General features: G+C 58.8%; 10 protein-coding genes. 5 read left to right on the top strand and 5 right to left on the bottom strand.

From position 1 onward, the window contains the following. Positions 1–19: 19 nt before the first annotated feature. From ACK6D9_RS21505 to ACK6D9_RS21485, 5 genes are all read right to left on the bottom strand, one after another. Positions 20–940 (bottom strand): ABC transporter permease, encoded by a 921-nt coding sequence (locus tag ACK6D9_RS21505; RefSeq protein ID WP_267654355.1) that lies wholly within the window; start codon positions 938–940, stop codon positions 20–22. Then, the gene (locus tag ACK6D9_RS21500) at positions 940–1,866 is read right to left on the bottom strand and encodes an ABC transporter permease (protein WP_412050057.1); all 927 of its coding nucleotides are present in this window, start codon (positions 1,864–1,866) and stop codon (positions 940–942) included. The genes ACK6D9_RS21505 and ACK6D9_RS21500 overlap by 1 nt, the downstream gene beginning before the upstream one ends. Next, positions 1,808–2,419 carry an ANTAR domain-containing response regulator gene (locus ACK6D9_RS21495; protein ID WP_412050056.1) on the bottom strand — a complete coding sequence of 204 codons (612 nt, stop codon included), beginning with the start codon at positions 2,417–2,419 and terminating at the stop codon, positions 1,808–1,810. Before ACK6D9_RS21495 ends, ACK6D9_RS21500 begins: the two co-directional genes overlap by 59 nt. Then, the gene (locus ACK6D9_RS21490; RefSeq protein ID WP_412050055.1) at positions 2,416–3,495 is read right to left on the bottom strand and encodes a transporter substrate-binding protein; all 1,080 of its coding nucleotides are present in this window, start codon (positions 3,493–3,495) and stop codon (positions 2,416–2,418) included. The genes ACK6D9_RS21495 and ACK6D9_RS21490 overlap by 4 nt, the downstream gene beginning before the upstream one ends. Positions 3,496–3,871: 376 nt before the next feature. Then, positions 3,872–4,045, bottom strand: a complete 174-nt coding sequence (locus ACK6D9_RS21485; protein WP_412050054.1) for a hypothetical protein — start codon at positions 4,043–4,045, stop codon at positions 3,872–3,874. A gap of 404 nt (positions 4,046–4,449) precedes the next feature. Between ACK6D9_RS21485 and ACK6D9_RS21480 the strand changes: the two genes are divergently transcribed. The 5 genes from ACK6D9_RS21480 to ftsH all read left to right on the top strand — a co-directional run bounded on the left by ACK6D9_RS21480 (position 4,450) and on the right by ftsH (position 13,556). Next, entirely contained in the window at positions 4,450–6,342 is a 1,893-nt protein-coding gene (locus ACK6D9_RS21480; protein WP_412050053.1) for a PHA/PHB synthase family protein, read from the top strand. Positions 6,343–6,663: 321 nt separating this feature from the next. Beyond that, positions 6,664–9,372, top strand: a complete 2,709-nt coding sequence (locus tag ACK6D9_RS21475; protein WP_412050052.1) for a cation-translocating P-type ATPase — start codon at positions 6,664–6,666, stop codon at positions 9,370–9,372. A gap of 388 nt (positions 9,373–9,760) precedes the next feature. Then, positions 9,761–11,323, top strand: coding sequence for an AAA family ATPase (locus ACK6D9_RS21470; RefSeq protein WP_412050051.1), 1,563 nt, complete (start codon positions 9,761–9,763; stop codon positions 11,321–11,323). After that, the gene (locus tag ACK6D9_RS21465) at positions 11,320–11,712 is read left to right on the top strand and encodes a hypothetical protein (protein ID WP_412050050.1); all 393 of its coding nucleotides are present in this window, start codon (positions 11,320–11,322) and stop codon (positions 11,710–11,712) included. The genes ACK6D9_RS21470 and ACK6D9_RS21465 overlap by 4 nt, the downstream gene beginning before the upstream one ends. Continuing rightward, positions 11,709–13,556, top strand: a complete 1,848-nt coding sequence (ftsH, locus tag ACK6D9_RS21460) for an ATP-dependent zinc metalloprotease FtsH (protein ID WP_412050049.1) — start codon at positions 11,709–11,711, stop codon at positions 13,554–13,556. The genes ACK6D9_RS21465 and ftsH overlap by 4 nt, the downstream gene beginning before the upstream one ends. Positions 13,557–13,697: the final 141 nt, after the last annotated feature.

Below are 13,697 nucleotides of genomic sequence, written 5' to 3'. Positions count from 1 at the left end.
TCCCATTGGTAGGTTGCATTCAGCGTAAACGGATACGCGGGTCGATAAGGGGGGCGATAAGGTCGGCCAAGAGGTTGCCGAGCACGATGGCAAAGGCCGACACGAGCGTGACACCCATGATGATCGGGATGTCGACGCGCTGGATCGCCTGCCAGGCCAGTTGGCCAATACCGGGCCAACCGAAGACGCTTTCCACCACCACGATGCCTGACATGAACATGCCGATATCAATGCCAACCATGGCGATGATCGGCAGAATGGCGTTGGGCAACGCGTGGGCCAGAATAACGCGGGTGCGGTTCAAGCCTTTAGCGCGTGCGGTGCGGATGAAATCGGCGCGCAGCACATCCAGCATCGAAGAGCGCATGATGCGTGAATACCAGCCGGATCCAAGGATACCCAGGGTCAGCGCCGGCAGCACCAGATGTGCGAAGGTGCCGTAGCCACCAATCGGGAACCAGCCCAATTTGACGGCAAAGACATAGAGCAGCAGCAGCGCAACAACGAATTGCGGGGCGGATACAGAGACAAAGCTTCCCAGCATCAGCACGTTGTCCAACGGCCGTCCACGGTAGAGCGCCGCGATCATGCCCAGTGTCAGCCCGATTGCCAGCTCACAAAAAATCGCCGCGACCATCAGCAAAAGCGTGGCTGGCAGCCGTGAAACAAGCAGTGCGCCCACTTCGGTCTTCTGCAGATAGGAGCGCCCGAGATCGCCGCCCAACAGGTTCCACAGATAAGTGCCGTATTGCACGATGAAGGGTTTATCCAGGCCAAGCTGGCTGCGGATGCTGGCGACCGTCTCAGCCGTGGCCGACCGACCGGCGATCTGGCGCACCGGGTCTGCGGGCAGGATGTATAGCAGCACGAAAGTGATGAAAGACACGCCCAGCAGGATCAAGGCGGACTGGATCAGGCGGCGCAGAATATAAGCTGGCATCAGTCACGCCCCTGTTGTGTCGGATCGAGAATGTCGCGCAGGGCATCACCGACCAGGTTGAAGCCCAGCGCCAGCGCCAGAATGGCCGCGCCGGGAATGAACACCAGCCAGGGCGCTGATTGGAAGTAGGTCTGGTTTTCAAAAATGATGTTGCCCCACGACGGCGTTGGCGGCTGCACGCCCACGCCGAGAAACGACAGCGTCGCCTCCAGCAGAACCGTGGTTGAAATGCCCAGCGTGCCCCAGACGATCAGGGTCGGCACCAGATGCGGCAGGATATGACGAAAGAGAATGCGCACATGGCCCGCACCCAGCGTCTTTACTGCAGCGATGTAATCCCGCTCGACCAGCGAGGAAGTCTGCGTAAAGATCACCCGGGCCGTCTGCACCCAGTTCACGAAGGCAATCACCATTGCCACGATCCACAGCGATGGGGAAAAGATTGCCGCAAGGCAGATCGCCAGAAGCAACGCCGGAAAGGCCATCATGAGATCGGTAAAGCGCATCAAAACCGCGCCCACCACGCCGCGAAAATAACCGGCGGTAACCCCGACAAGCGTACCGATAAGCAGCGCGACCCCATTGGCCACAACTCCGATCACCAGCGACGTCTGAGCGCCGAAAAGCAGGCGCGAAAACAGGTCGCGGCCCAGTAGATCCGTGCCAAGCCAATAGACCGCACCGGGCGGCAGCGGGGCGCCTTCGATCGTCAGCCCGTCAAAATGCTGCTCGTTGGGATCGAAAGGCGTAATCCAGGGAGCCAGCGTCGCGCCAAGAATACAGATGAGCATGATCACGAGCCCAATCACTGCCAGCTTTCGCTGAGCCAGCTTCTGCCAGACCGAATGCGCACTGACGGTGGCTGGCTCAAGGGAGATCGACGCGTTTACTGTCATCCGACACCTTTTCGCTTGAATGGTTGGCAACCAGACGTTGGGCGGCCTCTTCGATGGACACGCGCCAGGCCATTGCCGTCTGGCGCAGCAATTCATAAGCCTCAGCCTGGCTTTTGCCGCGAAGCACAAAGATCATCACCGCCTGCACGATTGTCTGGCGCGCGGAAAGCCGCGTCTCCAGATCGGTGATATGGGCCGCGGCCTCGTTGGTGCGGTCAAAATTGCTGCGCGCGACCAGGAGTGCTGCATAGACACCCTTGTCGCTGACGGGCTTGAGCAATTGTGCATGGGCACCCATCGTCATTGCCCACCGCAACCGGCCCGGGGCTTCAGAGCCGATCAGAGCGATCAACGGCATCGGCGAGGCGCCGGGGTTCCAGGGAAACTGCTCCTCATGGGCCATGTCGGCGTCGTAGAACACGAAATCTGCCATCACCGCCTCGGCGGGGAGCTCGGGCCAGGCTTCGTGCACATCCAGGCCGATCACATGCAGTTGCCGCAATAGGGGCTGCATGGAGGGATGCGGACGGTGCAGCACAAAAGCCTTGGCCTCGCCCAGATTGTCTGTGCGGATCCGCGTCATGAAACCACCCTGAGGTTGGGCAGAGGCAGGGATGACCTGTCGCGCCGGGTCCAGTAGGGATCGGCGGCAAGCGCTGGAAGACGTAGGATCTCTTCAAACTTACCGGCGCGCAGCTGTGCGATGACAACCGGTTGGCTGGCGTGCTGGTTTTCGCTGTCGAGCCGCAGGGCACGTCCCTGTTTCGCCACCAATGCGATCAGGTGGGTCAGGGGCAGCATCTCGGCGCCTGGATTGGCATTGAGATACCCGGCCAGTTCATGCACTGCCAATCTCGACATTTCGGCAATGGATCCATGCCCGCCCGAGCTTGCCTCGAAAAAGGGGCCGGCCGCATACATTCCATCAGCCGCAGCGCCCGCTGCGGGGATCTCGCCTTCGGTAAAGTTGCATGATAAAACCGGCAGCATCTCAGCGTCACCCGCTTCGGCGCGCATCTTAGCCAGTTGGGCAAGAAAGCTGTAGGAGCTTTCGCCGATCAGCGAATTGATGATGAAGTCAGGTTGCAGCGACTGGATTTCCGTAAGGATCTGAGCCAGCCCCGTATCGCCAATCGGAAGGTAGCGGTCTGACAGGACCTGACCGCCCATCGCGCTGATCTTTTCGCGCGCTATCTGGGCAATTTCCCAACCCCAAATATAGTTCGATCCTACCAGGCAGATCCGGTTTCCAAATCGGGGCATCGCAAATTCCACCAGCGGCAAAAGGTGCTGGTTTGGGCACGAATGCATATAAGCCACATGCTCGTTTGCCTCGAACCCTTCATAGGGGGTGGAATACCAAAGTGCGCCGTGAAACCGCTCCAGTTCAGGGATGACTTCCTTGCGGCTGGATGAGGTGATGCAACCGAAAATATGCCGCACACCTGCGTTTTGCAGCATGTCACGGCACAGCGGCGCGTAACGATCAAGCCGTCCTTCGGGATCACGCTCCACCACAGAAAACCCGACGTCCAGCGCAGGGTCGGCGTTGACCTCAGCCACACCGCGCAGAATGCCCGCACGGGCAACCATCGCCAAAGCGACATAGTCGCCGCTGAGCGAGTGCAAAAGGCCGATCTCTATGTTCCGTTTCATCATGGGCCACAAAATCAAAAAGCCCCGCACCGATTCGCAATTTCGCGATCAGTCCGAGGCTTGGATGCCAATATGTCTGCATCTTTCTAGCGCCTCCCGAGCGAAAGCGCTAGCCCAAGAGACAATTAAACGCATTACAGGCTGCCGCGCACCTGCTTTCGGACAACCGGGAATGGGTCGCCTTATGCGTTGATTTCAAGCGATACATCATGCTTTCCAACACGTAGTGATCCAGCATAGGCTCCCAAAGATCTGGACGGTTGGCAGAGTTTCTACCGATTACTCCGTCCTTACGAAAGCGCGCGCCTACCGCGTAGAGGTTCAGGCCTATGCTGGCCCCAGATCGACATCCGGCTCAGAGCCGGCTGGACGACCATCCTCACGTACTAAGGATAGTCCTCACGGCTCGGATTTCCTCCTCGACGATACCATGACCCGGTCCGGGATAGATCTGCGTGGTCACGGCGGCACCCAGGTCGCCGAACACTTTCTCCGACGTCTTGACGCGGGCAAGGGGGATATGCGGATCGCGTTCGTGACATCCCAGAAGCATCCACGTTCCGTCCAATCTGACCCATGCATCGTCTCTATCCGTGGACCGAAATCACTTTGTTGACCGCCGCATGAAACGGGCATCCAATTCTTTGCTGTGCCGTTCGATAACTCAAGGCTGCCTTGCCAGAAAAACCTGCCGCCAATTCCAGCATCTTAACGGCCGTTAATGAAGACCAGCCCCCTGTTCGTAATTATTCCATCCGATCCGCAGAGGTAAAAACGCTGCCATTGTCGGTATCGCAGAAACGGGAAAACCGCTGTTGGCAAGATACCAGAGGCGCTTGTGGGCCGTCGAACTGCTTCGGGAACAATCCGGGCAAGGATGTTCAGGTCCACGACTGGGGCTTGCGATTTGCCCGAAGACAGCGTGCGCACGCAACTGAAAGATGAACGGAATAAGTGATGTCAAAGTCTGGAAAAAAACAGGAAGTGCAGACTGACAAGGTATTGCCGATCCGACCGCAACCCGAGGGGGGTGCCGAAAACGGCTTGGCTGAGCTCAAGGCAACGGACATCGACCCATCCAAGCAGCCGGTTCCACCAGAATTCAGCCTGCACTGTGACCGTGCCCTGCTAGACAATTACAGCACCGAAAGTCTGGATCACGCGATCAAGGCGCATCTGGCCCGTTTCACGATGGGTGTGACACCTTACGGATTATCGTCGCTCATTTTCAATTGGTGGATTCATCTGGCCGGTTCACCTGGAAAACAGCTGCAACTGGTCGAAAAAGCGGGCCGTAAGGCGGCACGCCTTGCGATCGCAACGGGCCAGCAATTGCAAAACGGGCAGACCGATCCCTGTATCCTGCCGCTGAAACATGACAAGCGGTTCGAGGCACCCGAATGGCAACAATGGCCGTACAATCTGATCTACCAGAATTTCCTGCTGACACAGCAATGGTGGTACAACGCGACCAACGAAGTCGATGGCATGTCACGTCGCGACGAACAGGCAGTGTCGTTCGCCACACGCCAGATTCTCGACATGATGTCGCCGTCCAACGGGTTGTGGACGAACCCGGAAGTCATCGTCAAAACAATGCAGGATGGAGGAGCCAACTTGGTCCGCGGGGCGCAGAACCTCGTTGAAGATTGGGAGCGCATGATTTCCGGCAAGCCCCCCGTGGGAGCCGAGAATTACCTGCCGGGCCGCGACGTGGCAGTGACGCCGGGCAAGGTGGTCTTCCGTTCGCATCTGCTGGAACTGATTCAATACGCGCCGCAAACCGATACTGTCGCATCGGAGCCGCTTCTGATCGTGCCGGCGTGGATCATGAAATATTATATTCTTGATTTGTCGCCGCACAATTCGCTGGTGCGCTATCTGGTCGGGCAAGGGGTCACGGTGTTCATGATATCCTGGCGCAACCCCGATGCCGGGGATCGCGATCTGGGTATGAACGACTATATCGATGCCGTGGGCGAGGCGCTGGATGCAATTGGCCGGGTCGTGCCGGATACGCAGATCCATGCTGCTGGCTATTGCCTTGGCGGTACGTTGTTGTCGATCAAAGCAGCTCAGATGGCGCGCGATCATGATGACCGGCTGAAATCCCTGACGCTGATGGCAACGCAAGTCGATTTCAAGGACCCAGGTGAATTGCAGCTATTCACCACCGAAAGCGAAGTGTCTTTTCTTGAGCACATGATGTGGGATCAGGGGTATCTGGACACCAAACAGATGGCCGGGGCGTTTCAATTGTTGCGTTCGACCGATCTGATCTGGTCGCGCTATGTTCATGAATATCTGATGGGCAGACGGCAGGAGATGTTCGACCTGATGGCCTGGAACGCCGATGCGACCCGGATGCCATACAAGATGCACAGCCAATATCTGCGCCGTCTCTATCTGGAAAACGCACTGTCGCAGGGTCAGTATGAGGTGGGCGGCAAGCCGGTTGCGATCACCGATATTTCGGCCCCGATATTCTGTGTATCGACCACTGGCGACCATGTGGCGCCGTGGCCGTCGGTCTACAAGCTGCACATTCTGTCCGACACTGATGTCACTTTTGTACTGACGTCGGGCGGACACAATGCCGGAATCGTCAGCGAACCCGGCCACGCTGGGCGTACCTACCAGATCACGACAACACCCAAAACCGCCAACTATGTGCCGCCCGAGGATTGGCGGGTGCGCGCGCCGCTCAAGGAAGGATCGTGGTGGCCCGAATTTGTATCATGGCTGCTTGAGCATTCCAGTGGTAGTGCGAAGCCGCCCCGCATGGGCGGCGCTGACGGTCAAGAAATTGCGTTTGACGATGCACCCGGTCGGTATGTGTTTCAATCCTGATCGGGCCGGATATCGTCATGGGTGCGACGGTCTCGATTGCTCTGACCGGCGGGACCGATATGGTGGCACAGCGTTGCGCTTCTGTGGTGCTTGTCAGCCACCCCAGAAAAATCCAGGTGGCCGATGCTGGCCTCACGCCAAAGTCGTTTGCGCGTCCTGAGGCTGTTCACGAACAATGACCGGGGCCCGGCGCGACGAGCTTATAGCTTGCTGGCGGACAGGTTTGCTCATCAAACTATGAAAACTTGATTGTAATCAAGGCGGCCAGGTGCATGCCAGCCAATGTGTTGCATGACACGTACGGAGAAAACCAGAGCTCTCATGAATGATGTGAACCAGACCGCCGCTTTTGCCAAGCCGTCCGAAATTGTGGCGCATAGTCTTTCCGTGGATCCAGAATACGGACTGGATGACAGCGAGATAATCGCGCGGCGAAACCGCCATGGTCCGAACCAGTTGCGCGCCCACGCGAAGCAAAGTGTCTTCGTCATTCTGGCGCATCAGTTCAAAGGCGTGATCGTCTGGCTTCTGGCCTTTGCGGCGGGGTTGTCTTTTTACTTTCACGATGTTGCCGAAGGCGTCGCAATTGTCATCGTTCTGGTGATCAATGCCGCAATTGGGTTTGTCACCGAACTGCGCGCTGCGCGCTCGATGGAGGCGCTGTTAAACATCGCCACCGTCACGACGCGGGTCCGGCGCGGGGGCAAGACGGTGCGCATTGATGCGCAAGATCTGGTGCCGGGCGATATCGTTCTGCTGGACGCAGGCGATGTCGTCACCGCCGATGTGCGGCTTGTCCATGCGTCAAATCTGCAATGTGACGAATCCGTTCTGACCGGGGAATCAGTGCCCGTGGCCAAGCAGACTGATCCGGTTTCACCAGATGCGGCGATCGGGGACCGGGCCTGCATGGTGTTCAAGGGCACGGCGGTCACGCAAGGGGTGGGCGAAGGCATTGTAACCGCCACTGGCATGGAAACCGAACTTGGCCATATCAGCCATCTGGTGCAGACGGCCGAATCCTCGGCCTCGCCGCTGGAAAAGCGGCTTGACCGGTTGGGGCACCGGTTGGTCTGGCTTACGCTGGGGCTTGCCGCGTTGGTGATCGGCGCGGGCATTCTGCGCGGCCATGAGATAGCGGCAATGATACAGACCGGCATAGCCTTGGCCGTTGCGGCAGTGCCCGAAGGTTTGCCGGTGGTCGCCACGCTCAGTCTGGCGCGCGGCATGTGGCGCATGGCTGCGCGCAATGCCATCATTTCCAACCTGTCCTCGGTGGAAACCCTCGGGGCGACCACGGTAATCCTCACCGACAAGACCGGCACTCTGACGGAAAATCGCATGGCGGTTGTCCAATACCTTGTCGCCGATACGGCGATTGATCTGCACAAACAGGGTGAAACTGTGCAATTCGAAAGCGATGGCAACGTGCTCGATCCCGGTCAGGACGCGCGCCTCGGCGCGTTGCTCAGGATCGGGGCACTTTGCAACGGCGCGTCGCTGGGAAAAGCCGGCGAAACTCCGTCAGGTGATCCGATGGAACTGGCGCTGCTACGTGTCGCCAGACAGGCGCGGCAGGGGCGCAGGACACTGGTGCCCGGATGCGAGAAAGTTGGTGAATACGCCTTTGACCAAGCCACCAAGATGATGGCAAGCGTGCATCGGGATGGGGAGGAGTTCCTCTATGCGATCAAGGGCGCCCCTGAAGCGGTGATCGAGGTTTGCAGCTGTGTACTTGGCCCGGACGGCATTGAGGACTTGGACGCAGCAGCGCGCGCCGATTGGCTGGACCGCGTAAGGATCGCCGCCACTGACGGATTGCGCCTGCTGGCCATGGCGATGAAGCGGGCAGACCGCGCGGATGCATTCCCCTATGAGGACCTGACGCTTGTCGGGATAGTTTGTCTGCGCGATCCCTTGCGCGGCGATGTTACCGAGGCCATCGCCGCCGCCCGCGCAGCCGGTGTGCGCGTGGTGATGATGACGGGCGATCATGCCGACACCGCCGCTGCGATTGCAAGCCAGGCTGGCCTCGGCACGGACGGTCACCACCTGACGGTGATCGAAGGCAAAGAGCTTACCGATCTCGATCCTGGAGAGGTGGACGGCCTCCTGCGTGATCGTATCCTTGCCGCTGACGTCTTTGCGCGTGTCGCCCCCGCAACCAAACTGAACCTTGCGGCACTCTATCAAAACAGCGGTCACATCGTCGCGATGACCGGTGACGGCGTGAACGACGCCCCGGCGCTGAAAAAGGCCGATATCGGAATTGCGATGGGTCAGCGCGGCACCGAAGTCGCGCGTGAAGCCGCGCATATGGTTCTGACCGACGATTCCTTTGGCACGATCATCGCTGCCATGCGGCAGGGGCGCGTGATCTTCGACAATATCCGTAAATTTGTCATCTATCTGATGTCGTGCAATGTCAGCGAAGTGCTGATCGTCGGCCTAGCCGTCGGTGCGGGTCTTCCGATACCCTTGCTGCCGCTGCAGATACTGTTCCTCAACCTTGTGACGGATGTCTTTCCCGCTTTCGCGTTGGGGTTTGGCGCGGGCGATGAAACTGTCATGCACCAACCGCCGCGCGACCCGGCTGAGTCGGTCATTGATCGTAGCCGCTGGATTACCATCGCCGTTCTGGGAGGGGCGATTACCCTGGCGACGCTTGCCGCATTCTGGCTGGCGTTACATTGGTTGATGCTGGACGTCGGGCCATCTGTCACGGTGGCCTTTGTGACGCTGGCTCTGGCCCAGCTGTGGAATGCGTTCAACGTGCGGGCACCGGGCGGGCATATTTTCGTAAACGAGGTAACACGCAATCCCTGGATCTGGGGGGCCATCACACTGTGTCTTGGCCTGATCGCAGCCGCGCTTTGGGTGCCAAGCCTTTCTGACATCCTTAAACTGCCCGATCCAGGCCTGGCCGGATTGTGGTTGGCCTTGGGCGCAAGCTTTGTGCCACTGGCGATCGGACAGGCCTTTGTCAGATTCGGGCCGGAACACCGCAATAAATCATCCGCTCAAACATGACCGGTTCAGGGTCACGTGTCCGATGGCCCTGCCGTGCAGCAATTGCACAAATCCTGTGAGGCTGTGTCAGGAAAACTGCCTCCAGCCGCGTTTCATGGCATCAATTTTCGGATAAGCAGACCGGTAACCCCAGTGATGTCTGCACAACCGGCAAACGTGATGCCTTACGTATCAACACTGGATCGTTGTGGCCGGGATGGTCATGACCATGGTCGCACCGGGTGCGTTCGCCAGGGGCGGCTGAGGTTGGGGCAGGAACTGCAATACGTATGTCGCTTTAACACCCGTCAACAACGCAACTGTCGAAGTGCTCTAGAATGAACGCTGATTCTCAAGGTGCCCTTAGAACCAGCCCTAGAGAATGTGTGTTCACCTGAAAGGTAATTGGATGAGCGAGCAGTGCCAGTCAGAGGTGATCGCATTCCTGTCGGATGGCATGAACCTGCCGGGCCGGGCGCCGGTCGAGGTCATTCGCACTCACGGGGCGGTTGTTTTCTTGAGTGGCAGCGACGCTTACAAGATCAAGCGTGATGTGCGTTATGACTATCTCGATTTCTCGACCCTGCAAAAACGCCATGACATGTTGGTGCGGGAGTTGGACCTGAACCGGCCGACCGCCCCTTCGATCTATCGCGACGTGATTGCCGTGACCAGGGACAGTGGGGGGGCGCTGCATCTGGGAGGCGCGGGCGAAGTCGTGGAATGGGTGCTCCGCATGCACCGTTTCGATGCCGCTGACGAGTTGAACAAGGTGGCAGAGCGTGGCGGACTTGACGATCGGATGGCCGTTACCTTGGGTGAGTCTATCGCGCAGTATCATGACAGCACGCTACCCCGCACGCAGATTTCCGGCTCGGATCTGATCGACGCCATTCTCGATGAACTAAATGCCGCCTTTGCGACAATGATCGGTGATCTGGGCGCCGATAACGTCGAGAAGTTTCGCTCGGACAGTGATCATGTGTTTCGCAAGATCCGGGCGACACTGGATTCGCGCGGGACCCATGGGCACGTCCGACGCTGCCACGGTGACCTGCATCTGCGCAATATCGTTCTTGTTGACGGCGTTCCGACCCCGTTTGATGCGCTGGAATTCGATGAGACCCTTGGCACCTGCGATGTGCTCTACGATCTGGCGTTTCTGCTGATGGATCTGCGCTACAAGGGGCTGGCAAGAGCGGCCAACATCGTCCTGAACAGCTATCTGGCTCATTCCGGCAGCATGGGTAATTATGAAGGCTTGTCGGTTTTGCAACTGTTTCTGAGTATTCGCGCTGCAATCCGGGCCATGGTCGCGGTGCAGACGGCGCGGTTCAATCCCGACGACGATACACTCGTGCCTGAGGCGCGCAGATATCTGTCGAGTGCACTTGCCTATCTTCACCCTGAGCCCGTTCAGATGATTGCGATCGGCGGGCTCTCGGGTACAGGCAAGACAGTGCTGGCGACATCGCTTGCGCATCAGATTGGCCTGGCGCCGGGGGCGGTGCATCTGCGCAGCGATCTTGAGCGCAAGGCGCTTTTTGGTGTCTCGCCCCTGACGCACCTGCCGCAGTCCGCCTACGGTTCCGAGGTGAACGCGCGCGTCTACGACATCATGCGCGACAAGGCGCGCGCCGTCCTGCGGGGCGGACATAGTGTGATCATGGATGCCACATGGCTGAACCAGGATGAGCGCACATCGCTTTCTGATCTCGCCAGGCAGGAAGGTGTCCAGTTCACCGGCATTTGGCTCATCGCAGATACCGCAGTTCTTGAAACACGTGTCAGCTCCCGCCGCGGTGATGCGTCCGATGCCGATGTAGCGGTTGTTCGAAAGCAGGCAACCCAGACCAATGCCCCTGAAGCCTGGAGGCAGATTGATGCCTCCGGCAGTCCCGACGACACCCTTTTCAAAGCGGCTCGACTTCTATTCGGATCGGGAAAACCAGAAACAGCAGGTCACGAATGAAAGCTCTGCCATCATGTGTTGTGCCAAGTACGACAAGAAGATTTTCTCGCCGGAAATCCCTTCTGGAGCATGTGTTTCCTGATGTCGAAGCCCCCCACGTGCTCTGCGCTGTGCGCAGCCCCATCACTAAGGTGCCAGGGCGGCTCGATAGATTTTTCACAACCATGTCTGTGCGCGACATCATGTTGCTGATCAGGGTGTTTTTGTTTGGCAACTCGCTTGGCGCATCCCCCGCCGTTAGTCTTGGGCAAAAAGTTGAAGGCAGCAGCGTGCTGGTCGAGTTGTTGTTCGATCTTGCTTCGTTCTGGATCATGATGCCAGAAACGTGGCTGTTGCAACAACAATGCGCTGAAAATCCGACGCCTACACCAATCGGAGAATACCCATGAATCGCAAGAACCAAATTAGCATCTGGTATATCGTTATCGCCGTCATGGGCGTTGTTTTCATTCGTGATCTCTGGGTCCAGAGCCGGACCATCGAGGCAATCCCCTACAGTCAGTTCGAAACCTATCTTGACGAGGGCGCTGTCAAGGAGGTGACAATCGGCAGCAACGTGATCACTGGCACATTTACCAGCGCGAAGGACGGCAAGACGGGGTTTGTGACGACACCCGTGGCGCCCGATCTGGCCGACCGGTTGAACCAGACTGGCGTGACCTACACCGGAGCGGTCGAAAACACGTGGTTCACCACGCTTCTGTCCTGGGTGCTGCCAACGCTGTTATTCGTCGGTATCTGGGTGCTGGTGATCCGCAAAATGGGCGGCGGGCAGGGTATGGGCGGTCTGATGTCCATAGGCAAGAGCAAGGCCAAGGTCTATGTTGAAACCGACACCAAGGTGACATTCGCCAACGTCGCGGGCGTGGACGAGGCAAAGGCGGAATTGCAGGAAGTCATCGACTTTCTGAAAAACCCCAAGGAATACGGCAGTCTCGGCGCGCGGATGCCCAAGGGCATTCTTCTGGTCGGCCCTCCGGGCACCGGCAAGACGCTGCTCGCGCGGGCCGTGGCCGGTGAAGCGGGTGTTCCATTCTACTCGATTTCGGGTTCGGAATTCGTCGAAATGTTCGTGGGTGTGGGGGCAGCCCGGGTGCGCGACCTGTTTGAACAGGCGCGGCAGGCAGCCCCAGCTATCATCTTCATCGACGAGTTGGATGCGCTTGGCCGCGCCCGCGGTGCGGGCACGGTGCAGGGCGGCAATGACGAACGCGAACAGACGCTGAACCAGTTGCTCTCCGAGCTTGACGGGTTCGACCCCAGCACTGGCGTGGTACTTCTGTCGGCAACCAACCGGCCCGAAATTCTTGATCCCGCGTTGCTGCGGGCCGGGCGGTTTGATCGGCAAGTACTGGTGGATCGTCCCGACCGCGCCGGGCGCGTGGATATTCTCAAGGTCCATATCAAGAAGATCGTACTTGCGCCGGGGATCGAGCTCGATGATATCGCGGCACTGACCACCGGGTTTACCGGCGCAGATCTTGCCAATCTGGTCAATGAGGCGGCATTGCTGGCCACCCGCCGGCGCGGCAAGATGGTGACGATGGACGATTTCACCGATGCGATTGAACGGATCGTGGCGGGGCTCGAGAAGCGCAATCGTCTGATCAATCCGCGCGAGCGCAAGATCGTGGCCTATCACGAGATGGGACATGCGCTGGTCTCGATGGCGCTGCCGGATACAGACACGGTGCACAAGGTCTCGATCATTCCGCGGGGCATCGGCGCGCTTGGCTATACGATCCAGCGTCCGACCGAAGAGCGGTTCCTGATGACCGAAGCCGAGTTGCGCGACAAGATCGCAGTGCTGATGGGCGGGCGTGCGGCGGAGAAGCTGGTGTTTAATCACCTGTCCACTGGAGCTGCCGACGATCTGGCACGCGCCACCGATATCGCCCGATCGATGGTGGCGCGCTACGGCATGGATGCGGATCTCGGCAATGTCAGCTACGAGACCGACAAAAGCAGCTTTCTGGGCGATCGCACCCCCAGCTATTTCGAGCGTAACTATAGCGAGGCGACGGCAGAGGCGATGGACGCAGCCGTGCGTGAGGTGCTGCGCGAGGTCTCTGCGCGGGCATTGGAAATCCTGACAGAAAACCGCGATATTCTTGAAAGTGCCGCCAGTCGACTGCTGGAGGTAGAAACTCTGGACGAAGCCGCATTGCGAGAGCTGGCGCAGGGTCTGCATAAGGCTGGAGCTGACAAATCCGCGGTCTCAGTCAAAGAGTGACGATCATAACAGCGCGCCTGGCGTCGCCAATTATGCCCCTTAGGCCGTGATCAAACAGGCCTGCCGCAAGCGGAGCCAAATCGCTGTATCTGGGTAAGGAGCCGGGGCGGTTTCGGGCGGAAAATGGCACCAATGATATCT

The organism is Hoeflea sp. Naph1 (assembly GCF_046837775.1).
Lineage (GTDB): Bacteria > Pseudomonadota > Alphaproteobacteria > Rhizobiales > Rhizobiaceae > Hoeflea.
This window is presented reverse-complemented; position numbering and strand designations above follow the sequence as displayed.